The 23,438-nt window shown below is 46.4% G+C and carries 17 protein-coding genes; 4 read left to right on the forward strand and 13 right to left on the reverse strand.

Annotated elements, in window-relative coordinates:
* Window positions 1-32 precede the first annotated feature (32 nt).
* Genes RIG68_RS08875 through RIG68_RS08885 form a run of 3 tightly spaced genes read right to left on the reverse strand, consistent with a single transcriptional unit; the run spans window position 33 to window position 3,050 of the window.
* Complete coding sequence (locus RIG68_RS08875; protein WP_350121265.1) at window positions 33-707, reverse strand: ABC transporter ATP-binding protein; 675 nt, start codon at window positions 705-707, stop codon at window positions 33-35.
* A 1-nt stretch (window position 708) separates the two neighbouring features.
* A complete protein-coding gene (locus RIG68_RS08880) occupies window positions 709-1,968 on the reverse strand; it encodes an ABC transporter permease (RefSeq protein WP_350121267.1) in 1,260 nt (419 codons plus the stop codon).
* Window positions 1,965-3,050 carry an efflux RND transporter periplasmic adaptor subunit gene (locus RIG68_RS08885; RefSeq protein ID WP_350121270.1) on the reverse strand — a complete coding sequence of 362 codons (1,086 nt, stop codon included), beginning with the start codon at window positions 3,048-3,050 and terminating at the stop codon, window positions 1,965-1,967. The genes RIG68_RS08880 and RIG68_RS08885 overlap by 4 nt, the downstream gene beginning before the upstream one ends.
* 184 nt (window positions 3,051-3,234) lie before the next feature.
* On the opposite strand from RIG68_RS08885, the gene RIG68_RS08890 reads away from it, so the two are divergent.
* From RIG68_RS08890 to RIG68_RS08900, 3 genes are all read left to right on the forward strand, one after another.
* The gene (locus RIG68_RS08890) at window positions 3,235-3,585 is read left to right on the forward strand and encodes a PadR family transcriptional regulator (RefSeq protein ID WP_350121272.1); all 351 of its coding nucleotides are present in this window, start codon (window positions 3,235-3,237) and stop codon (window positions 3,583-3,585) included.
* On the forward strand, window positions 3,586-6,249 hold the full coding sequence (locus RIG68_RS08895) for an ABC transporter permease (protein ID WP_350121275.1): 2,664 nt from the start codon (window positions 3,586-3,588) through the stop codon (window positions 6,247-6,249).
* A 116-nt stretch (window positions 6,250-6,365) separates the two neighbouring features.
* A complete protein-coding gene (locus RIG68_RS08900; RefSeq protein WP_350121278.1) occupies window positions 6,366-7,049 on the forward strand; it encodes a hypothetical protein in 684 nt (227 codons plus the stop codon).
* On the opposite strand, the gene RIG68_RS08905 is transcribed toward RIG68_RS08900, so the two are convergent.
* The 4 genes from RIG68_RS08905 to RIG68_RS08920 form a co-directional block, all read right to left on the reverse strand.
* Window positions 7,046-7,561: a hypothetical protein gene (locus RIG68_RS08905; protein WP_350121281.1), complete on the reverse strand. Its 516-nt coding sequence runs from the start codon at window positions 7,559-7,561 to the stop codon at window positions 7,046-7,048. The two genes, RIG68_RS08900 and RIG68_RS08905, sit on opposite strands and share 4 nt — an antisense overlap.
* A 123-nt stretch (window positions 7,562-7,684) precedes the next feature.
* Window positions 7,685-8,245 (reverse strand): hypothetical protein, encoded by a 561-nt coding sequence (locus RIG68_RS08910; protein ID WP_350121283.1) that lies wholly within the window; start codon window positions 8,243-8,245, stop codon window positions 7,685-7,687.
* 105 nt (window positions 8,246-8,350) lie between these two features.
* Window positions 8,351-9,973 carry a SusD/RagB family nutrient-binding outer membrane lipoprotein gene (locus RIG68_RS08915; protein WP_350121286.1) on the reverse strand — a complete coding sequence of 541 codons (1,623 nt, stop codon included), beginning with the start codon at window positions 9,971-9,973 and terminating at the stop codon, window positions 8,351-8,353.
* Between the two features lie 18 nt (window positions 9,974-9,991).
* The gene (locus RIG68_RS08920) at window positions 9,992-13,243 is read right to left on the reverse strand and encodes a SusC/RagA family TonB-linked outer membrane protein (protein ID WP_350121289.1); all 3,252 of its coding nucleotides are present in this window, start codon (window positions 13,241-13,243) and stop codon (window positions 9,992-9,994) included.
* 616 nt (window positions 13,244-13,859) lie between these two features.
* On the opposite strand from RIG68_RS08920, the gene RIG68_RS08925 reads away from it, so the two are divergent.
* Window positions 13,860-17,933 (forward strand): hybrid sensor histidine kinase/response regulator transcription factor, encoded by a 4,074-nt coding sequence (locus RIG68_RS08925; RefSeq protein WP_350121292.1) that lies wholly within the window; start codon window positions 13,860-13,862, stop codon window positions 17,931-17,933.
* 13 nt (window positions 17,934-17,946) lie between these two features.
* Here RIG68_RS08925 and RIG68_RS08930 read toward each other — a convergent pair whose 3' ends face one another.
* The 6 genes from RIG68_RS08930 to RIG68_RS08955 form a co-directional block, all read right to left on the reverse strand.
* Window positions 17,947-18,846, reverse strand: coding sequence for a sugar phosphate isomerase/epimerase family protein (locus RIG68_RS08930; RefSeq protein ID WP_350121295.1), 900 nt, complete (start codon window positions 18,844-18,846; stop codon window positions 17,947-17,949).
* A gap of 123 nt (window positions 18,847-18,969) precedes the next feature.
* On the reverse strand, window positions 18,970-19,578 hold the full coding sequence (locus tag RIG68_RS08935) for a DUF2911 domain-containing protein (protein WP_350121298.1): 609 nt from the start codon (window positions 19,576-19,578) through the stop codon (window positions 18,970-18,972).
* A gap of 46 nt (window positions 19,579-19,624) precedes the next feature.
* Window positions 19,625-20,845, reverse strand: coding sequence for a hypothetical protein (locus tag RIG68_RS08940; RefSeq protein ID WP_350121301.1), 1,221 nt, complete (start codon window positions 20,843-20,845; stop codon window positions 19,625-19,627).
* Complete coding sequence (locus tag RIG68_RS08945; protein WP_350121305.1) at window positions 20,842-21,366, reverse strand: TlpA family protein disulfide reductase; 525 nt, start codon at window positions 21,364-21,366, stop codon at window positions 20,842-20,844. Before RIG68_RS08945 ends, RIG68_RS08940 begins: the two co-directional genes overlap by 4 nt.
* Window positions 21,367-21,627 (reverse strand): heavy metal-binding domain-containing protein, encoded by a 261-nt coding sequence (locus RIG68_RS08950; RefSeq protein WP_350121309.1) that lies wholly within the window; start codon window positions 21,625-21,627, stop codon window positions 21,367-21,369.
* 25 nt (window positions 21,628-21,652) lie between these two features.
* The gene (locus tag RIG68_RS08955; RefSeq protein ID WP_350121312.1) at window positions 21,653-23,437 is read right to left on the reverse strand and encodes an efflux RND transporter periplasmic adaptor subunit; all 1,785 of its coding nucleotides are present in this window, start codon (window positions 23,435-23,437) and stop codon (window positions 21,653-21,655) included.
* Window position 23,438 lies beyond the last annotated feature (1 nt).

The following is a 23,438-nucleotide window of genomic DNA, read 5'->3' on the forward strand; positions in this document are numbered from 1 at the left end:
TATAACAAGTAATCACGGAGAAACCCTTGAAATCAAACAATCCGCCCATCTTCCATTTCTATGATCCTGTGCGTCTTTTCAGCAAACTCCGGATCGTGGGTGACTATGAGTAGCGTTTGATTCAACTCTTCAGACATTTCCTTGAAAATATCGAACACAATTTGACTGTTCTTTTTGTCGAGGTTGCCGGTTGGCTCGTCACCCATAATGATGAGAGGGTCGTTGATCATGGCCCTGGCAAGTGCTACCCGCTGTTTTTCTCCGCCTGATATCCTGTTGGCTTGTTTCAACGCCAGGTCTTGCATCCCAAGCAGCTTCAGCCTTTCCATGGCATTGTGCTCAATTTCCTTTTCGGAATACTTGTTGAGTTTCAAGCCGGGCAGCATCACGTTTCTCAGAACAGTAAACTCGTTCCACAAGTAGTGAAACTGGAAGACAAAACCGATTTTTTCGTTGCGGATGCGGGCAAGGTGAGGTTCATTCTTACCCTTTGTTGACTCCTGATCAATCAGCAGGTCTCCCTCGAAATCGGTGTCCATGGTCGAGAGAATGTATAGCAGGGTTGACTTACCACAACCGGATTTGCCCATCATTGAGACGAACTCACCCTTGTTCACCTTGAAATTGATGTCTTTCAACACTTTCACAGTGACGGGGTCACGAAAACTTTTGTTGATATGCCTGGCTTCTAAAACTACCTGTCCCATGCTATTTCCCTCTTATAATGATGACCGGATCGATATGACTGGCTTTGCTGGCAGGGAAGAGCCCCGCCAGGTAAGTGGTGACCAGGGAAAAGCCCAGACCAATGCCATAGTAAATCAGGTCGTAGTTTACCGGATAGGTGGTGATAGTGGGCAGGGCAGCTGTGTTAAATGGAATATGATCGATCCCGACTGACGCCAGCAGCCCGAAGAGCAAGCCGGCAAGCCCTCCCGAGACACCTATGCTCAGGGCGATGAGAATGAAAATCCGGTTCACATCCTTGCCGGAAAACCCAGTAGCTTTTAAAATGGCAATGGAATCCATCTTCTCATAAATCATCATGTTCAGGATATTGTAAATCCCAAAACCTGAAACAATTAATAGCGTAATGCCGACGGCATAGGAAATAAGAGATCGCACAAAGCTGCCCGTTTCAAACTGTGAATTGGCCGTTTGGATGTCCTCCGCATCTACCTGAAATAATCGCTGATACTCCTTAGCCACTGCCGGTGCCCATTCCAGGTCATTCAGTTTCACCTGTATGTCGGTTATGTATGACTTACCCCGGCCAAAGAGTTTTTGGGTGGTGCTTAGTGAAGCATAGCTTTGGGTCTTGTCAAACTCCTGAATGCCGGATTGGAAGTAGCCCACCACCTTCAACGGAAACCTTTCGCCTCCGGGGGTGGTGACATAGATAAGGTCGCCGATATCGGCCATGAGCTTGTCGGCCAGAGCCTTGCCCAAAATGATACTGTTGGGAATGCTGGCAATGTCCTCAGGTCTACCTTCGGTTACATAGTCAGCGAAGTGAAAAAGCCGACTTTCAGCTTCCGCATCTATGCCGTTGACCACCCCGGTGATGTCGATGGTGCCAGTGTTAAAAAAGAGGGGAGCACTTACCTTGGGCGCCACGCCAAGCACCCGCTCATCCTGCCTGATGGCATGTAAAACAGCCTGGCTGTTGTATATCTCCTGACGAGAATTGGTCGGCTTAATCGACCGGACAAAATTATGGCCCGACGTAAACCCATTCGCCCTATCAATTGGCTGATTGGGGTTGACCTTCACTTCGGAATATAAGCGTACGTGGGCCGTTCTGTTGAGAATGAGGCCGTCAAGCAAGTCGTTGAGGCCATTCATAAACCCGAGCAAGGCAATGAACATGGTGATGCTGAACATGACGCCAACGGCAGCCACCAATGTTTGCTTCCAGCGTGCCAGCAGGAGGGAGAGGGCAATTGAAGATATGAGCTTGTAGTTCAATTTTCTGGCATTAAAATGTACTCATCTGCCGATAAACCACTAATGATTTCCACTTTCTCATAGTCCTTTAATCCGGTAACCACAGCCCTTTTTTCGCCGTTTTCCAACAAGACAGATGACTCATCCACCAGGTATTGCCGGGGTATCGTTAGGGCATCCTTTTTTGTTTGGATCACGATGTTTGCTTCAGCGGTCAGAAATGGGTAAAGCACCTGAGGTTTGGAAACGAAATCAGCCATGACCGTGAAGGACTTACTCCGTTCGTTCATCGCCGGGATTACCCTGGTGACCACTGCCTCAAATACTTCGCCTTTGTAGCTGTCCATGCTCACAAAGACCTGCTGGCCAGTTTCAATACGAACGATATCATACTCATCTACCTGAAGTTCGAGGTAAAACTGGCTGTCGTCGCCCAGCAGTGCCACCGGACTTTGCACGCTGACCAGCTCTCCAACCTCTTTCGAAATGGTGAAGACCGTTCCATCAATTTCACTTTTTATGATGTACTCGTCGGCCAGTGTGCTGCTTATTTGCAGGTTATTGCTTGACTGCCTGGCATTGAGTGCCAGCTGACGCTGGAGGTCATCGTAGCGTGTCTTGGCTGACTGGTACGCCACAACAGCGTTTTCGTAAGCTAAAGTGGCTTGCTCCAGCTCCACCCTGGTGCCGATATCCTGTTCCCACAAGTGCTGCTTTCGTGCCAGCAGCGAAGAGTCATTGGTTAGCTTTGCCTTTGCAAAGTCCAGGGACATTTTAGCCTCATCGAGTTTTTGCTGGTTTTCGCTCAATTTGGCATTCTCAGCAGTAAGCTGTGCGTTTTTCACATTGAGGAGTGAGGCTTTATTGGATATTTTCAGCAGTGGCGCTCCCTTGGTCACTTTGTCACCCTCTGCTACAAATATGTCTTCTACAATTCCGTTCACCGAAGAAAAGGCCTGATATTGGTCACTGGTTTTCACTGTTCCCGAAGCGTAGACAGATTCAGAAATGGGTTCGACGGTAGGCTGCACTTTTTCGGCGTCGTTGTTACAACCCGCTGTTAACATCAGGACTGCGATCATCATAAGATCAGTTCTTCGCATACTTCTTTTCATCATTTGGACGATACAAGATGGTTAATCCAGTGGGCAGACCTCATGAGGATTGTCACCCTGTGAAATGACATACAGCAATTGGGTGGGGCCAGTTAATCTTTCTTTTTGCAGGTAATATATTGCTAGTGTTTCATTTCTTCCTATATTACCTTCAATTAGATACAAATAGCCAATGACTAAACGTAACAACCTAGGGGAGTTTGAGGAGATCGTAATGCTGACGATAGGGGTATTGGGCGAAGAAGCCTACGGGCTTGCCATCAAAATGGAAATAGAGAAGCGGCTGGAAAGATCAGTGAGTATGGGTGCTTTGCATACAGGACTCTATCGCCTTGAAGAAAAAGGCTACCTGGAGTCGAGGCTCGGAGAGGCAACGAAAGTGAGGGGAGGGAAGCCCAAGCGATTCTTCCGGGTGACTGCCAGCGGGCAACGGGTGCTTAAGGAAGCCATGGAAGACAGGCAGAAGCTATGGAAGGACATACCGGCAGGGGTGTTTCAATTGTTTCCCAAAACGAATGGCTAATTGAAAACTCCACCAAAAATATTGCTTTGGTTGCTAGATAGGTTCTGTCCACCCAGTCGGCAAGATTTGAAGGGCGACTTTTTGGAGCTGTACGAATACAGAGCCAGTGAATGGGGAAGGAGTAGGGCCAATTTGAGATTCCTGTGGGATACCGTTACCGTTCTGCCCTTGCGATTCTTGATAAAAAAACCTCTACCTTCTCAATCATCTATTGTCATATTCAGTCACTATGTCAAAATAGCCTTTCGAACCCTAAGTAGAAGCAAGGTCTATTCTTCCATCAATATCCTCGGCCTGGCAGTAGGTATGGGTGTTTGCTTGCTGATTTACCAGTATATCAGTTTTGAGATGAGCTACGATCGAGGCTACGCTGGTTACCAAAACATTTACCGGCTAACTCAAACGACATTCGAGGGGGGAGAGCAAGTTTGGCGAGATGTGTTTGTAGAGCAAGCACTTGGGCCTACTGCCTTGCAAACTATTCCTGAAGTTCAGCAAATGGTAAGGGTTCACCCTCAGGACGTTGGTTTAATTATGATCAATGACTCTACCAACGAGCGACACCAGGAGGACAATATTTTGTATGTAGATCATGGTTTCCTGCAAATGTTTGATTTTCCGCTACTATACGGGAACCAGGACAAAGCTTTGTCGGAGCCTTATAACATGGTTATTACCAAGCGCATCGCCAATAAATATTTCGGTGGCACTGACCCAATTGGTAAAATGCTTATAGTAGGCGGTGGTGCTGCGCTAAGCGGAAACTATACCGTTACCGGCGTCCTCGAAGATTTGCCGGTCAATTCACATTTGCAGTTTGACTTTTTGCTGCCCATTGAGGTGAAGATGGACAACTACACGCAATACAAAGAAGATAATGGATGGGAGTGGGCGATGTTTGCTACCTACATAAAAGTGCACGAACAAACAGATTTGGAAAGCCTAAGTGACAAGTTCGACAAAATGATTGCCACTTACGCAGCGGAAGAGTTGGAAAAACTGGGGCAGGTTTGGAAAACTGGTTTTCAGCCAGTTGCCGATATTCATTTGAGGTCAGACTATGCGAGGGATAATGCGACTAACAATGGCGCATTACTTAACGTCCAATTCTTCGCCATTGTGGCTGCCTTTATTCTCTTGATGGCGTGGGTTAACTACATCAATATGTCGACAGCCAAAGCGATGCGAAGAGCCAAAGAGGTTGGAATTAGAAAGTCGATTGGTGCCTATAGAAAACAATTGATAGGTCAGTTCCTCACCGAATCTTTAGTGCTCAATACCTTCGCTGGCATTTTGTCTCTAGTGATAGCGGGAGCCCTGATGCCTGTATTGAGCCAACTGGTTGGCAAACAACTGTTGTTCGATGTTCTTCAAACACCCAAATTCTGGATTTGGAGTCTTGGTGTACTTGTAACTGGGTCTTGTATGTCAGGATTGTATCCTGCCTTTCTACTTTCTTCATTTCGTCCTTCTCACGTGCTTAAATCCAGTCAAATCGTTCAGGTAGGAGGCTTCGGATTAAGAAAGGGATTGATCACATTTCAGTTCTTTGTATCCATGCTTCTTATCGCAGCCACCTGGTTGATATATAGGCAAATTGTGTTCATGAAGAATGTTGACAAGGGAGTAGACATGGAAAAAATAGTAGTTGTTAACGGGCCCAGGGTTATTTTGAAAACGATTAAAGAAGAGGGGACTACACTTCAATCGAAATATCAACTATTCAAATCGCTGGTAAATGGCCAGCACTCGGTTGAGGGCGCTACAGCTATCGGCAGTATTCCTGGCCGTGGCTATCAGTATTCTGTAGGTATACAGCTGATAGGTGATGAGGAAAGCAACGAACATTTGGGCAACATGGTCTTTACCGATAGTGATTTTGCGGATATCTATAACGTTGAATTCTTAGCCGGTGGTGGGTTTAGCGCAGACATGAAGCCCTATAAGGCTGCTATTGTTAATGAAGAAGCGGTAAAAGTATTCGGGCTCGGCTCGGCTCAGGAGGCGCTCGGTAAAAGGTTTGATTTAGGAGACACCACCAGAATAGTTGGTGTAATCAAGGATATTAACTGGAGTTCGCTGCGGGATCCACATGTGCCCATCTTATTTGTGCTTGATAATGAGTTTGGCGTATTTCTCTCCATAAAAATAAACCTCTCAAACATTCCTGAGACGCTACAGCATATCGAAGCGTCGTATCACGCCGCTTTTCCCAACGACCCCTTCGAATACTTCTTCCTCGACGATGCTTTCAACCGCCAGTACCAGGCCGATCTGCAGTTTGGTACGCTCTTTACCGCATTCTCCGTGCTGGCCATTTTCATTAGCTGTCTGGGCCTTTTTGCCCTGGTTTCTTTCTCCGCCAGTCTCAAGACCAAAGAAATCGGTATCCGAAAGGTGTTAGGTGCCTCGGTTGGTCAGCTAATGACTTTGCTTTCTAAAGAATACTTAGTTCTGTTGCTCATTGCCAGCGTGCTGGCTGTTCCGCTGGTCATCTGGGGTGGACAACAGTGGCTGGAGAACTATGCGTTCCGCATCGAAATGGGAGTGGAGTTCGTTGTGATTCCCGCCTTTTTGTTGCTGGTTGTGTCAGTACTCACAGTGAGTCACAGCACCTGGAAGGCAGCCAGGTCCAACCCTGTGGAGTCGTTGAAAACCGAATAGCAGTGCCGACAAATCGGTTCACTGCTTAATTGTTGTTAAATACTGCATCATTAGTGGCAATTCACTGTAGTATGCAAATATTGCGTTTAGAGACAAACTATCTTAACTTAAATCAGATGGCAAGGAATTTACCTAAATGGATACTTCTCTGCTCCGCCTTATTCGCTGGCTGCCAGAAGGCCTATGAAATACAAGACATTGAAGGTCTTTGGCAGCTTGAAACCTACGAGCAGGATGCTTTGGCAAAGTCATTCAACCCTATCTTTCTTGAAATCAACGCCAACAGAAGCTTTGCCGTTTCCCGGGTAAAAGGAGACCTGACGGGCGTGTACAAGCTACAGTCAGACAAGCTGGTCATGTACAGCACAGACCTGGAATGGTTCAACTCCACCTGGTCGGTATTTCGGTACAAAGACCTCCTTAAACTAAAAGGGAAAGACAACAGAGACCGAAATGTGACGTTGTCATTTACCCGAATTGGCGAGGTACCTGACTTCGAAGAATTCGAGCGCACCATTGTAGGGGAGTGGGAGCTTTACAAAATAAGGAACCGGAACAAGGTAGAACGACTACACCAGACAGTCTTCAGCATAGACGAGCAGGGAAACTATGCAATTGTTGCTGCTGGTGATACCCGGGAAAGTGGTTTGGCGGTGATCAACACAAGGCACCGGAAAATCATTTTTGAACATGACAAAACAGAGTGGAAAGCGTGGTTGTATGGCAGAGAGCTACGGCTTACCAATGAGAAGACAGGAGTGGAGTATAGTTTGAAAAGGAGTGAGCTGAGTCTGAATTAGTTATTCAATGCTCCGTCGTCTACCCAGCAGGCAATCATGTCTATTTCGGCCGCAGTAAGTGTTCCGTTTCTAGGCATGTCCCCAGACTGCGTGCGTGACTTGATGTCCGATGGGTTGAGCTTAATATTGTCAAAATTATTATAGTCGATGTTCCCGGAGCCATCATGGCAACCGCTAATGGCGCAGTTGGTCTCAATGATTGGTTTGATCGAGGCTGAAAAGCTTATCCCGGAAAAAATTTGAACGTCCAGCGTGCTGGAGCATCCCTCTGAATCCTCTACGCCGACGATGTATTTTCCTGGTGCTACGCTACTGAAGACTCCGCTATTTTGAAAGGCTCCATCGTCGATTTGGTAACGATAGCCTCCAAAACCGCCAGACGCCTCTACCTCAAACCCACCGGCCGAGGCCCCGCAGGAAGTGTCGGTCGAACCAAGTAATGTCAATGTCAGTCCGGATCCGCTACAATCTTTATCAACTCCATCAGCTTCCTGATCACAGGAGGTTACCATGAGTAGAAAAAGTAATAGTAATAAGTTGTTGAGGTGATTGACATCCATTCCCGTAAAACAGGAATACCGTGAAATTGTTTCGGTCGGCAGGTGATAAGGTGGAAAAATATCGGGTTTGCAGGACTAATTGAAAAGCGCCCCGTCATCTACCCAGCAGGCTATTTGCTCAATTTCGTCATTCGTTAAGCTGCCAACCTTTGGCATTACCCGTGCCTGAGTGAGCCCCTTGATGTCTGCTGCTGATTTTTTAATGTTTGCAAACACCTTAAAGCTAATGCTACCGGACCCGTCATGACAAGTGCTGATGATGCAGCTATTCTCGATGATGGGCTGTATCGATTCTTTGAATGAAATTCCGGATGAGATATGCACGCTCACAGCTCTGCTACAGTACAATGAGTCCATCACGGAGACAGAATAGATGCCTGGTCTCAAGCTATGAAACACACCTGTTTTTTGAGCCGGGCCATCGTTTAAGAAATAGCTTTTATCGCCAAGGCCACCTGAAGAAAATACCTCAATCCTCCCGTTTGGTATGCCGCAATCTGTGGAGGTGACGTTAATAATGGAAATAGCCAGTCCCGACCTTTCACAATCTGAAGCGGCAGGATCTAAAGGATCCAGGCAAGCGACTGTGGAAACAACCAAAAGAATGATAAAGAGCTGACCGAATTGCTTTCTCATTATTCAATCAAGTTAAATGAATTTCTACTGACCCACAAATGAAAAAAGTCCCCGACAATAATCAGGGACTTTTCCACTATGTTTTTGATTTATGGTTATCGAAAATCAATTCACATCCCACCATACCCTAGTGGTTGGCTGATCAGGCAAAGTAGCACCTGCATTAATATTATCCACATTCACAGCTACTTCATGCGTTGGAAGCCTCAGTTTTACTGGAATGGTGCCACCAGTCACATTGCCTTGATAGTCGACAGGAACTAACACTGGAAATCCAGTTCTTCTCCAATCCGACCAGGCCTCCCACCAGTTGAAAAACTTGCTGACCCACATTTGGTTGCCAATCATTTCAAGACCGGCTGCACCACCAGTGTACGGGTGGGCGGCAAGATAGGCGTCCACCTGGGCATCAGTAACAGTAAGGGCCTCTTCAACGTCGGAGTCGCCCTGTGCAAAAGGAGTATACATTTGCATGGCAGCACGCACACCAGCATTGTAGTGACCAGCAGCACCAGTTACTCCACCAATTCCACGCTCAGCTGCTTCGGCAAGCAAGAACTCAACCTCAGCATAGTTCATCAGCATGTATGGATCGTTGTCGTCTAGCAGAGCTACATTAATGGAAGAGAAAACGGAACTCGGACTTAAAGTAGGGTCACCAAACTTCTCACCAATATAAGCACTTATGGTACCTCCATCTTGTCCGTTTGGCATACCTTCCTGAACCAGTGGATCCTGATCCCCACCAACACCATCAGTAAAGATGAGAAGTCTTGGATCATCATCTGCTGTGCTTGCAGCATTTGCTCCCTTGAGCATGTCAATAAAAGTTTTGCTCAGAATGGATGGCTGACCACCGTCACCGGAAGCAAATGCTCTCGAAATACCGTTCTGGTTAGTCCACTCACTTGGGCCTAAATCCATGGGCACCCATGTGTTGTCGTCGTTGCTGGTGAAAACACCACCGGAAACAGCCTTACCTACATAGGTTGCAGCAGTTGTGGCGTCCACATTAGAGATACGCATGGCCAACCGAAGCATCAGAGAATAGCCCCACTTCTTCCACTTGGTAACGTCGCCGTTATAGTACAAATCGGCCGCCGCAAAACCTTCGTCAGGATTGGAAGCACTCAAGGCAGCAGTAGCCTCATCCAACTCCTTCAGCAGATCTAAATAGATGGATTGCTGATCGTCGTAGGTTGGAAGGAAAGTTCCCTGTATTCCTCCCAATGCATCGGAATAGGGGATGTTTCCATAGTAATCCGTCAGTCTGTGGAAATTAAATGCACGAAGGATTCTGGCTGCCTCACGCATATTCTTTCTCTGACCTGCCTCAAACCCGTCAGGGCCGGTTTGTCTTAGCACCTCAGCCAGGTTCTTTAGCTGATCGCCATAGATAAACTCCCATGGTGCGTTGTAGGATTCAACGTTGTCAGTGTATTTGTCACCGGGAGCTATGCCGCCACTAACGTTGGCCAGCTGCTGAATAGCATGCGCACAAAGGCCAATGTTTGTTCTCCAGTCAATATACCTGTTGTCGCCAGCTGAACCACCCGCTGCAGAACCAAGCTGAGCCGCAGTAAACAAATAATTCATGTTTACTTGATTCAGGGCCTGGGGGTTGATATTCAACTCATGCAATTCATCCGTATCGCAGCTTGCCGTGAACACAAATATTGCGGCAGAGGCGATGATGATCTTATTTATTTTATTTCTAACGTATTTCATTTCTTAGCTATTTAATGGTTAGAATCCTACTCTTAAGTTGACACCGTAGCTACGAGTAGTAGGCATCGCAAAATACTCAAGGCCCTGTGCGCCAGCATTAGCTGAATAGGCAGATTCAGGATCTACGTTGTCGATATTCTTGAAAAGAATAGCAAGGTTTCTTCCCACAAAAGAAAGTGACACATTCTGGAAGGGAGTATTCTCAAGCATTGTTCTTGGCAAGCTGTAGCCCAAAGTTAATTGTCTCAACTTCATGAAAGAAGCGTCGTACAGGAACATGCTGGAGATGGCAGTACTTTCGCCACCAACTGAGCCCCAATAACTGTTGGCTTCATGCGGAGTAAGATCTCTATCCACTGGGGTGTAAACTGGAGCATCAGATGTTCCGGTATTTACAACTCCCTTAATGTGTAGAGGCTTTTCACCGTCACGACCAATAAGCGACTGCTGGTGTAATCCCCACTGAGTCAAACGGTTGTTAGTTCCAGAGAAGATGTCACCACCTAGTTTGATGTCGATCAACATGCTCAGGTTAACACCTTTCCATGAAACAGAGTTGTTGATACCACCTGTCCAGTCAGCCAAACCATTGCCAATAGGAACGTAAGTGGTTGACGCCAATGGTCTGCCGTCTGCAAGGAAAATAGGCTCACCAGTAGGGCTCATTTGCTGCACACGGCCAGTGATGGTGCCAAAGGGCTCACCTACGATATGCTTAATGAATACGTTTCTGGTACGGGGTTCTTCCAGGGTAAATTCTGTCACTCCGTCTACAAGGTTTATCACTTTGTTGACGTTTTTAGCAAGGTTCACCGAAATATCCCATGTCACTTCTCCTCTTACTGGTGTTCCAGTCAAAAGAAGTTCAACACCCTTGTTCTGAAGCTCACCAACGTTCACGTTGGTAGAACCAAAACCTGAAGCACGGGAGATGGTGACGCCCAAAATATCATCAGTTGTTGTTTGATGGTAATAAGCTAAATCAACGCCAAATCTGTTGTCAAAGAACTTCGTATCGAAGCCTATTTCAAATTCAGTAGAAAGCGCTGGCTGTAGCTGAGGGTTAGGAATATTTCCGTTGTTTCCACCTGCTGAAGAGAATGTTCCCATGGTACGCCCTAAGTGAGAGTTACCATTCAGAGAATATGTCAGGTTCGCAGCGTAAGGATTGATATTTACGATACCCACTTGTGCCCACGAAGCTCTTGCTTTACCAAAGCTCAACCAGCTAGGCATTCCTGTGAATGCATCAGTGAATACGAAGCTAGCACCTACAGAAGGATACAAAATGCTGTTGTACTCAGGATTCAATACTGAGAACCAGTCGTTTCTGGCAGTCGCAGTCAAGAACAAGTAACCATTGTAACCGATCTCAGCTGAACCAAACATAGAATTGATGCCAGATTCAGAGAATCCATAACCATAGTTTCTCGTAGCTGCGTTGTTAATAGCCGGGAAGAAGTCCACGTTGAAGCCATTACCGTTGGCAGCGATTCTCTCGCTTGATCTGCGCATCACGTTACCGCCAACAAATGCATTAACACTAAACTGGCTGAAAGTTTTGCTTCCGCCCAATATCCACTGAGTGTTGGTTTCACGCACACGATCCTCGCCTTCAGACATGGATCCGCCCAGCTGGTAGCCTGTTCCCTGAGGAGTCAATGACTTGTCTCTTCTGGTATACCAGTCCATTTGGATACTTCCAGAAGCGTACAACCAGTCGGTAATGTCATAGCGCACCTCGCCAGATCCGATCAAACGGTCTCTCGTATCGTCGTTGATGAACTGCTCAGTAGCCCAGTAAGGGTTCTGTCCCCAGTTGTTAGCAGCAGGTAGCAATTCCTGGCCTGCTCTTCTGGCATTTGCATCGCTTCCTTGTCCATAAATGATCAACTGCTCCTGAGTTGTGCCTTCGGGGATAGCCCCTAGCTTGTTAGGATCACCTTTGTAGGTTTCTACATTGACGTTGCCTGGCGTTCTCCAAATAGACTGAACAGCATTTCCTGGTGAATCGGAAAGTACCGGACGGTTATGCGCCGTTTCATGAGTGTACATCATTTTTGATGTAACAGTTAACTTGTCGGCAAACTTCGAGCTTGTAGACAAAGTAAGGTTAGTTCTGTCGTACCCCGAATTAGGGATGATACTATTGCTTCTCAGGTCAGCTGCTGACAATCTGAAAGTCTGCTTGTCACTTCCACCACTGATCGAAATGCTATTAGTAAGAGCATTGCCTGTTTGATAGAAGCGCTTCCAGTTGTCTCCCTGATAAGAGTAGGGGCGAGCCACACCATCGAACTGCAAAACCTGGCTACCGTCAAATTTAGGTCCCCAGGCCACATTACCCCACCCAAACGCCTCACGGGGATCTCTGGGCTTTGTGGCAACTCCATTACGAATACCATCATTGGACTGATCAACATAGTTGCCAGTGCCATACTCTTTCTGAAGGTCACTCAGGTTGATGGCAGTTTCCGCCACATAGTTTGAGTTGAACTCAATACCAAGACCTTTTCTTTTGGTACCTTTTTTGGTTACTACGTTGATAACACCATTTCCAGCACGTGAGCCGTAAAGGGCAGCGGCGCTGGCACCTTTTAGCACTGTGATAGATTCGATGTCATCAGGGTTGATACTGGTAAGACCATCTCCTTCGTCACGACCACCCCAAAGACCAGCCTGACCGAAGCCAGAGTTGTCCATTGGCACACCGTCGATTACATACAAAGGCTGGTTTTGTCCACCCAGTGTTTTGTTACCACGGATAACGATACGTGAAGAACCGGCAGGACCACCAGAAATTTTGCTAACGTTTACACCAGCAATTCTTCCTGAAAGGGCATTACCAAGGTTATTTTCACGTGCCTGAGTGAAATTGTCACCTGACACAGTTGTCACCGATGACTGAAGCGCTTTCACACTTCTTTCTACACCAAGGGCAGTTACAACAACTTCGCTAAGTTGGGTAACGTCTTCAGCCAGTGTGATGTCCAGAACAGAACGGCTTCCAACAGTTACTTCCTGAGCTGAATATCCAATGAAGGAATAAACCAGCACTGTGTTGTTGTCAGGAACGGCGATTTTGTACTCGCCATCCGCATTGGTAGTGGTACCGGTAGCAGTCCCTTTAATAATTACGTTGACACCGGGAAATCCTGTGCCATTAGGGTCAACTACTTTACCACTTACAGTTCTTTGCTGAGCGAATGCTGTTGAGCATGCCAGAAAGAATAGCAGCGATAAGCTAATAAGTAGGTAATTGTTTTTCATAACATGAATGAATTGGTTTAAAATGATTTAACCAGTGTTTGTTGTATACACCGGGTGTGCAGGGAGTCATGAACTGAATCCTCCACATTTGAGTTTTAAGAATTTTGCTTTGGGGGTTAATTTCATAGGCATTATTTTATTTAAGCTTTACGAGGTTATAATACAAGATAATATAAATATTAGATTTTTCGAAGTGTGTTTGTGCCAGGTGCTAGGTTTCATACGCTAAACGGTAACACATGCATAACATAGCACATTTTTGCATTATCACAATTGACACAAGTTGAGAAGAATAAAACAATTGAGGAGGTATAAATCCTTCAAATATAGATGACAAATGTTTCCAAAACCCATACGGGGGCTTCTCGGGGGTGGACTGCGGATACGTCAACCTTCGTTGTTATATTTGCGGATAATTGTACAATTGTGATATCGAAAACAGTTTGTTTTTTTTGCGGGAGACTTAGATGAAGGCTGCTGTAGCCTTTTAATGCTTACATGCTATTTGATCGGAGATTAGACTTTTTTAAGATATTCAACTAAATTAGAAGGGTTGAGTGATTAAGCCGGAATATTGTTTTGATCTGGTTGCGCCTATTTGACTTTTACATATTTTATGAAGCCATTTTACCTGCTTTCACTTTTTTTTGGAATTTGTTCTTTGTTGCCGTTGGCTGTACTGGGGCAGGGCAAGAATGAGTCTTTTTCGAGTCTATCGGTAGAGCAAGGGCTTTCGTCGGTCACTATTTCCGCCATCCATAAAGATAGCAAAGGCTATTTGTGGGTAGGCACCGAAGACGGCCTCAACCGCTACAATGGCTATGAATTCAAAATATACAGGAACGATCCGTCGGACGAGTACACTTTGCTTACGAATCGTGTGCTTTCAATTTTTGAAGACAGTAGAGGCACTTTGTGGGTAAGCACAGCAAAAGGTACTTTGCACCGGTACAATAGAGAATTAGACACCTTCATTCGGATTCCTGAATTTAATAACCTGGTTATCAACGACATCAGGGAAGACAGCGAGCAGCGGGTGTGGTTTGTGGGCACTACAATAAAATCGCTTTACTTGCCAGACAATAGCTGGACTGACCACACAAACAACTTTAAGGGGCGCTTGTCGATCATAGGCATTGAGCAGATTCATAAGAGCGATTTTTGGATAGCGGCAGATACTGCTCTTTACAGGTGGAATCGAAAGACAGGCAACCTCAAGGTATATGCCCATGATCCCAAAGACCCCAACTCGCTTGGTTACAATTATTTGTACTCTATCGCCAAAGATGATAGTGGGAATCTATGGATTGCTACCAGGGGAGGCGGACTGGACAAGTTCGACGTCCAATCCAGCAGATTCACCCACTATAGAACTTCCGAAACCAGAGAAAATGGTCCTTTGGTAAATGTGGTGAGAACTGTTTGCCCTGACGGAAACTACATTTGGGCAGGAACCGAAAATGGTGGTCTAAGCCGACTCGACATTCGTACAACCAAGTTTGAGCACCATGTAGCCGACAAAGATTATCCTAAATCGATCAGCGACAACTCCATCAAGGCACTGTATAAAGATAATGAAGGAAGATTGTGGATAGGCACGTTTTCATTTGGGTTGAGCGTGATAGACCCCTATCAAAACAAATTTACGTCGTTTAAGGCGGCCTATCAGAACACTGTAGTCAACGCATTGTATAAGGATTCGAAAGGACGCTTCTGGATAGGCACCGAAGGCGGTATTATGAAGTTGCACAAAGGCAATACTTCTTACTACCTGAATGATCCCATTGAATCGGGGCAGAACGGAATCCCGGTGCTGGCGATTTATGAGGATCGTGACCACAACATTTGGGTGGGAACGTGGGCCGAAGGTGTTTTTGTTTTTAATGAGACCACACAAAACTTTGATCGGTATGCTACAGCGGGAAATTCAAGCCAAGATTTAAGTAATCAAAATGTATATGCGGTACGTCAGGACAGGCAGAGTGCCAATATTCTGATGGGGACATATTATGGACTTAACCTACTTTCCTCCAAAGATCAAAATTCATTCACGCATATTGTGGATTCAACCTGGGCGGAGGACGCTTCCATCAACAACTTAAGAATAATTTTCGAGGACAAACATTTCAATACCTGGATTGGAACAAACAGCGGCTTAAAGCTATATAACTCCGAAAAAGTGAAAATGGAGCCGGTGTTTTCAGAGAGTGAAAATTATAGTGAAAACATACTCTCCGTTATTTTTTGTCTGTTCGAGGACAGTAAGGGGCGTCTTTGGGCCGGCACAGAATCTGGACTCTACCACCTGAAAAGCAAAGATACCTTTGAGCGATATACCATTGACAATGGGCTCACCAATCACAACATCAAAGGCATATTGGAGGATAGCCAGGGCCACTTGTGGATAAGCACCAGCAATGGAATGAGTGTATTTGATCCCGAGAATGAAACATTTAAAAACTACGACGACTCCGATGGGTTATTGGTCAATGGCTTTAAGGGAAATTCATCCTTCAAAGACGCCGACGGGCTGCTGTACTTCGGAGGAAGCAATGGAATCATCACTTTCAATCCATCAGAAATTCTGGACAATCCGCATCCTCCTTTGGTAGTGCTGGAGGACTTTAAAGTGTTCAATAAGTCGGTCAGCGTTAACAGCGAAGACTCCATTCTAACGAGGCACATCAGTGAAACAAAGGAGCTGAGTCTGGAAAGTGATTTCAATATTTTCAGTATTGAATACGCCGCTCTCAACATGTCGGCCAGCGATAAAAACCAGTATGCTTACCGGCTGATCGGCTTCGATGACAAGTGGAATTTTGTGGGCGAAACCAGGTCCACAACCTATACCAACCTCGATCCGGGAAGGTATGTATTTGAAGTAAAAGCAAGCAACAACGACGGCGTTTGGAACAACGACCCGACCCGCCTGACCATTACTGTGCTTCCCGCCTGGTGGGAAACATCCTGGGCTTATCTGGGGTATATAACGATTGTGATATCCCTTCTTTACCTGTTTCGCAGGATAACGCTGATCAGGGCTCACTTTATCAATGACTTGCGACTGGAGAGACTAAAGCTCGAAAGTGTGGAGCGACTGAACAAAACCAAGCTTCAGTTTTTTACAAACATTTCCCATGAATTCAGAACACCTCTGACACTGATTATAGGCCCGATACAGAACCTTATCGACTCCGAGGGAATTGAGAAAGGGGTAAAGGGAAAGCTTCAATCGGTTAATCACAACGTGCTGCGGCTCCATAAGCTGGTTAATCAATTGCTCGACTTCCGCAAAGTAGAGTCAGGGAATATGAAAGTGACGGCCATGGAAAGCAACCTGGTCAGCTTTATCAAGGAGATCAAGTATTCTTTCGATACACTGGCCGAGGAAATGAACGCCGACTTTACATTGCAAAGCAGTCATGAGGAAATCATGGTTTGGTTTGACCCGGATCAAATGGAAAAAGTGATTTTCAACCTCCTTTCAAACGCATTTAAAAAGATACCCAAAAAGGGTGTGGTTAGTATCAAACTGGAGCAAACTACTGACAATGTTTATGTTTCCGTTTTCGACAATGGCACTGGGATAAAAAGGGAACACTTAACGACTATCTTTGAGCCCTTTTTTAGTTATGATGAAGGAAAACATTCTACCGGAACAGGTATCGGCCTCTCCCTGAGCAAGAGCCTGATCGAATTGCACCACGGATCAATAGGCGTAGAAAGTATTGAGGGACAGTTTGCAAGATTTACACTGACGCTTCCTCTAGGCAATATTCATTTCAAACCTACCGAGGTTGTGGAAGGAAAGATAGAAGTGCCTGTAGCCTCACCCCGTGGCTCAAATGTGCTCGGCCCGCCAGTGGTTACCCTACCCGAACCTGTGCAGCACTCTGACGACACGCCGACAGTTTTGATTGTGGAAGACAACAGGGAGGTATCAGCCTATATTCAATCTATTCTGGAAAAAGACTTCAAAATACAGATAGCATTCAATGGCAAAGAGGGGCTTGAGAAAGCGTTGAAGACGAACCCTAACCTCGTCATTTCTGATTTGATGATGCCTGTGATGGATGGCATTGCTCTTTGCAATGCGCTTCGGCAAACAGAAGCGACCTCTCATATCCCAATTATCTTGTTAACAGCAAGAACTTCAGAGGTATATAAGATTGAGGGACTGGAAACAGGTGCGGATGATTACATCACAAAACCATTCAATAGCAAAGTGCTGGCACTCAAGGTGCGGAATTTGCTGGACGGAAGAAAGAAGCTGATGGAAATGTTTGCAGACAATAAGACTTTGACGCTGGAACCTACAAGTATCACTGTAACTTCAAGAGATGAAATATTTATCAATCAAGCGCTTAAGAGTGTTGAGTCGAACATATCTAATACCAACTACTCTGTTGATGACCTGTGCAAAGACGTGGGGATGAGCAAAGCCACTTTGTTTAGAAAATTGAAAGCCTTGACAGGCCAGTCGGCCAATGAAGTAATACGAACGATCAGGCTTAAGAGGGCTGCGCAAATATTGGCGGAGGGCGACTTTTCAATCTCGGAAGTGGCTTACATGGTTGGCTTCAATGATCCCAAGTACTTCAGAAATTGCTTTAAGAAAGTTTTTAGCCAGAGCCCGTCTGAATATGCCGACCAGATGAAGACCGGCGAGTCAAAAGATATAGCGAGCTGAAAGCCTGCCCGGCTTATTTTTTTCCGTAGGTACTCAGTGCTTCGTTGTCTCCAATTGACGATAATATAGCCTGCAGGCCTGAAAGGTTGCGCTGCAAAACAATCGCCACATCCTCATCTTCGATATGCCCCAGGACACCAATCTGGCCTTTGAAGCCGACTTTTGTCAGGTAAGCCATCATCTCGGTTTCCCTGTCCCCGGAACCGATGGGCAATATTTTGGGGCCTTCTCTTTTCATGCCATTCAGGTTTACCGCCCATAAATAGGGGAGTGCTGCATCGATAATGTCAGTATACCTGTCGAGTTGCTCATGGGCATGATGGAAGTTGTAGATGATGCCTACATCTTTAAAGCCGCTGGCCTCAATTACCTTCACCTGATTGGCGGGCTCTCCAAGCCAGTCGCCATGGTTATAAAGTGCTATGGTACACCCAACCTCTGTAGCTTTTGCGTGAAGATAGTCCAGCATCTCTTTGGATTTGCGAACTTTCGCCTCTTCATCAAGCCCTTCCAGAAAATTGGCATGAAAGCCAACCCATAGCTGCGTTTTCAATTTGGTTTCCTTTAGATAGCTAAGTAGCTCGAGGTTGGCGCTGCTAAGCTGCTGAGGGCTATCTGTATTGGCATCTATCCAGATCCAAACAGCATTGACTTTGATGTTGTTCTTTTTTGCCAGCTTCCACTCTTCCACCGAAGTGGCCAAATGTTCCGCCCTCCAATCGTAGGCATATGACTTGAAACCCAATTCTTTAAGCATCGCTATTCTGTCGGCCGGGCTGCGGTGTTTGATATCGTAGGGCACAATGCACCAGGCAAAGAGGTTGCTCTTACTGTAGATACTTTGGGCTGTTGCGTTGCTGAGAAGCATCAGAGCAAGACTAACGGTGGCAGCAATGGTCTTGAAAGATTTCATATTTAAGCAGTTTGGCATATCACCAAAGATAGGCGCTACTGCGACATAAACCTTTTAATAAACCAAAAGCCCCGTCCAAAATCGTTTGAACGGGGCCATAAGGTTTTTTGGAAGTTGTTGTTACTACTTCAGCGTGCTGGTAAAGCCTTCCAGTTTTTGACTCACCTGAGTGTCGACCATAAAAGAAAGTCTTACTTTATCCCAAGCCATCGTTACTTTGGCTACTTTGTTGTCTTCAGCAGATACAGAGTAGGCAAGCCTTTCCATCGAGTCAGCTGCCATAACAGGAGTTGCTTTCACGGAAACAACATCATCTTTAGCTACTGCCTCTTCATCAATTTTTCCATCCTTCATGTAGGCAAATACTGAATTGCCTTTGCTGTTCAAGTGGATCGTCCACTCACCAGATGCCTGCGGAGTGATGAAAACAGGGTATTTACCTGCTCCTACATTTTTTCCACCGATACTCACACTAGTGCTGAATTCAATTGTCGTTGGGCCGTTGGCACCTGCTCTCCAGGTTACACCGTACTTTTCCAGGTCACCAAAAACTTTTCTGCCTTTTACTGCTGGCGATGAATAGTCAACGCTAATTTTTGTAAAGCCAACATTCTGCGAAACATAACCTGCTGGGCTGGGCGCAGGAGCTTGAAGCTGAGCCATTACACTCTGGCTCGCCGTAGCGAATAGGATAACAGCCAATACACCAAAAAATAATTTAACGTTTTTCATTACTTATAAGGGTTTTAGTTAATAACAGGTTAATTGATCAAATATACTAGAGTTCTTTGAGTGCTATCATTGCCGTGTTGACGGCATTGTCGGAAGTCCATGCAATAATAAGGCTTTTTCCGTCAGAAGTCAGCTGTGGAAACCCTGTCTTCCTTTCGGTTGAAATCTCTGTGATATCCCATTCTTCAAGCCGCTGACCATCTATAGTGAACACAGCTACTTTCAAAACGCCGGTTTCTTCCACTATCTCGATCCAGCTTACGGCCACATAGTCTTTGTCGATAAGTTTGACGTCTGCTCTTCCAACAGTCGACTTATGGCTGACTTTGATAGGTACGGAGGGATGCTCTCCCGCATCACCCGACAGCGACAGCTGCACCTTGGGGGTCTCATCGGCTGCTGTAAACCAAACAACTGCCACCTGCTCATCTATAGCATCCGACTGAGGGCCATTTACCGGACAGGCCATGATGTCCCAGCCATCCTCCCCAAGCAGGCTGGGCTCTGTCCATCCTTCTTCTGTCCATCGCACCTCGGCTATATCTCTCACTTCGTCAGCGGAGCGATCCCGGTAGAAGGTTACCAGGCCATGGTCACTTAAAACAGAACTTGTCTGGCAACAATCGCAAACCCGTTCGTCGAGCAGCTCTTCTCCTTCAACATGCCCGTCAACGGCCACATAGCCGCCCATAAGGGTCATTTCGTTACTGAGGTCGTGTCCGCCATGTTCGCTGGCAGGTGGATACTTGCGCCCGTCGAGCCAGGAAGCAAACATACGGCCACTGGGGAAGGGGACAAGCGAAACGAAGCCATGTTCCCTTGGAAGGGTGTCGCTGTGCAAAGTCACCGGTGTGTTCCAAGAAGCACCGAAGTCCTGAGACCGACTGACTTTTACGTGGTAGTTTGTGCCTCCCGTCCAGTTTTTCTCCAGCCAGTGTGCAGCCATTTTGCCATCTCCCCAGGAAATGACCGACGGGAAATCGGCCCAGTTGACAAACCAGTTGGTGTCTTCCGCCACTTTCACCGGTGCACTCCACTGTTGGTCAGCAAGTGTGGTGAAATGCAATGCTGCCGAAGAATCATTATCCACTACATAAGAGAGGATAACCTTGCCGGAAAAGTCGGTTGACAAAAAGGGTAGGGAAGCTCCGCTTAGGTGAGCGGCCTCAAGCCGTTGTACCGGCATCCGCTCTTCACTCGGCGCTGGCGCACATCCTTTTAAAATCAATCCACCAACGATGATGGCTCCAAGTAACTCTTTCTTCATAGCTTATTTGTCTCGTTAATTAGCTTAATGCTTTCAGGGCTGTCCCATTCCCGTGCGCCGGTTTCTTTGAATACCAGCTTTCCCTGCTCATCGAAAATGAAAGTAGTAGGCAAGGCAAATATTTCCAAAATACCCAAGTCGGCTTCTGTGGCAACAATATTAAAAGAATAGCTACTCTTCTCTCTAAATTTCGATATCCTGTCAAGCTTTTCATCCGAGGCTGCCAGCATCACGACGTTTTTCGCCGCAAGTAATTCGGTTGCTCTTTCAATGGAAGGCATTTCGGCCAAACAAGGCTTGCACCAGGTAGCCCAGAAATTGACAAAGACCCTCTTGCCTGCCAAAGTGGTGACATCCAACTCGCTACCGTCGAGGTTTCGAAGCTTCAGTGTAGCAAGAGAAATGTCTTTCGCAGCCAGCTTTTGTCCGGAGGACGTCGCTGTGCCAGACTTGTTTCCGTCGCTACAGGCAGCCAACATAAAAACCGCACAGACCAATACTATATGAATAACTCTCATCATTTACTTTTCTGCAGGAGTTTCTTCAACCGCAACGAGGTCCATTTTGCAAACAGGACACTTGCCAGGTTTATCGCTGGCGCTGCCTTCGCATTTCATAGGACAAATATATGAAGCGGCTACCACAGTAGTGTCGGAGGCAGCTGTTTCGTGCTGATGGGCGTCATCATGTGTCGCTGCTTCTTCAGTAGTTTTTGGGTTGCTGTTGCATGCACTCAATGCCAATGCTGCAGCAAAAAGGGAAGTCAATACAATGTTTCTCATAATAGCGATTAAAATTAGTTAATAATTATTTTACAGGGGTAATTGTTCTTTCTACAGACCCGCAGGAGAGCATAGCATCTCCATAATAGGGGTTTCTTATTTCTTTCTCCAGGCTGAGCCAGTCAGCACCTTTGTTGCTGTCGGCCATAGGGCAATGTTGCTGATAGAAGATCGTGTTCGCTACGCCAAATTGCTCCACTGCCTGAATGAGTGCAGAAGAAAGGGGCACGAAGGCTACTCTCTGAGTGGCCAGTTCGCCGGAGTTGGCGATCAACTTTAGGTTTTCTTCCAACAACTCCAGTGTGCTCATCCAGGCCATATGAGCCTGGTGGTCGCTCAAGAGCTTCATGTCAATTTTCGATAACTTTTCCTTTGCTGCTCCCGCCAGTTTTTGAGCCTTTTCGGGGTCGTCGTTGACCAACTCATTCTTCAAACTGATGTAAGCCATGGCGAAATCCGTCAGCTGGTTTCTGAATGCCGCAGGCACACCCGAACCGGATTGACTCCCGGCTGTTTTCTGAGCGGTCAGCATTACCATGTGATCATGATTAAAGGCCGCCTTACCATCAGGCTGACGATTCATCATGCTGGGCTTGCCTGCCAGCTGTGCGGCTGCGTCGATGCTGAATGTGCCATTGACTGCAATCTCTTCGCCGTTTTCGAGCCCTTCCTTCACTATGTAACTATCGCCAAGGGCGGGCCCAAGCACCACCTCTCTGATGACAAAGCTAACTGACTGGCTGCTGGCTACTTTTACATACACCACCGACCGCTGGCCTGTCCACATCACTGCAGTTTTGGGAACGATGATATTTTCAGCCTTGCCGGGAAGGTTGGCTTCCAACGTACCCGACACAAACATTTCAGGCTTCAGCTTCGATGCACTGTTCTTCACTTCCACTCTTGCTTTTGCCACCCTCGTTTGGGCATCAATAATGGGATCGATGAAAGAGATGTTGCCGCTGAAGGTTTCGCCTGGCAAAGACGCAACGGTAAAAGGTATCTTGTCGCCTTTTTTGACCCACGTCATATCCGATTCATAAACATCAAAAAGCACCCATACGCTGGATAAATCGACTATTTCGTAGATCACCTGGCCCTGTGCGACGTGGTCATGCCGGTTCACTAGTTTGTTGGTTACATAGCCAGAGTTATCAGCAAGCAAAGGAAACGATTCTTTGACGACGCCGCTTTCAAGTATTTCATCGATCTGGCTATTGGTCAGCTTCCAGTTCCTAAGCTTTTCTTTAGCTGCCTCCAGCAACTGCGGCTGGGTGGCCTTCATTTTCAATGCCTCCAAAAGCTCTTTTTGCGCATTCACAAGATCAGGAGAGTACAAAAAGGCGATGGTTTGCCCTTTCCGTACATATTCTCCCGTAAAATTGATGAGCAGCTTTTCAATGCGCCCGGGAATGTGAGATGTTTGCGAATAAATCAGGCGCTCGTCAGCCTGCACTTTGCCAATGAGCTTCACCGATTTGACTGACGCCATTGAGCCAACCACGGCGGTGCTCACGTTGGCAAGCTGCATAGCTACAGGCGACATGCTGATGGCCATTGGATCAATGCCTTCGTCCATGCCACTTTCAAGTGGGATGAGATCCATTCCGCAAATAGGGCATTGCCCAGGCTCATTTTGTCTGATCTGCGGATGCATCGAGCATGTCCATATCGTTTCTTCTGCTGAACCATGCTGATGGTCTTCATTTGCTGATATTTTTGGTGACCCTCCAAAAATAAGCCACCCAATCAATAGCCCCATTACCAGGGTAACCAGGCCGGTTATTACTGTTTTTTTATCTATTGTCATT

Source organism: Imperialibacter sp. (assembly GCF_040222385.1).
GTDB lineage: Bacteria > Bacteroidota > Bacteroidia > Cytophagales > Cyclobacteriaceae > Imperialibacter.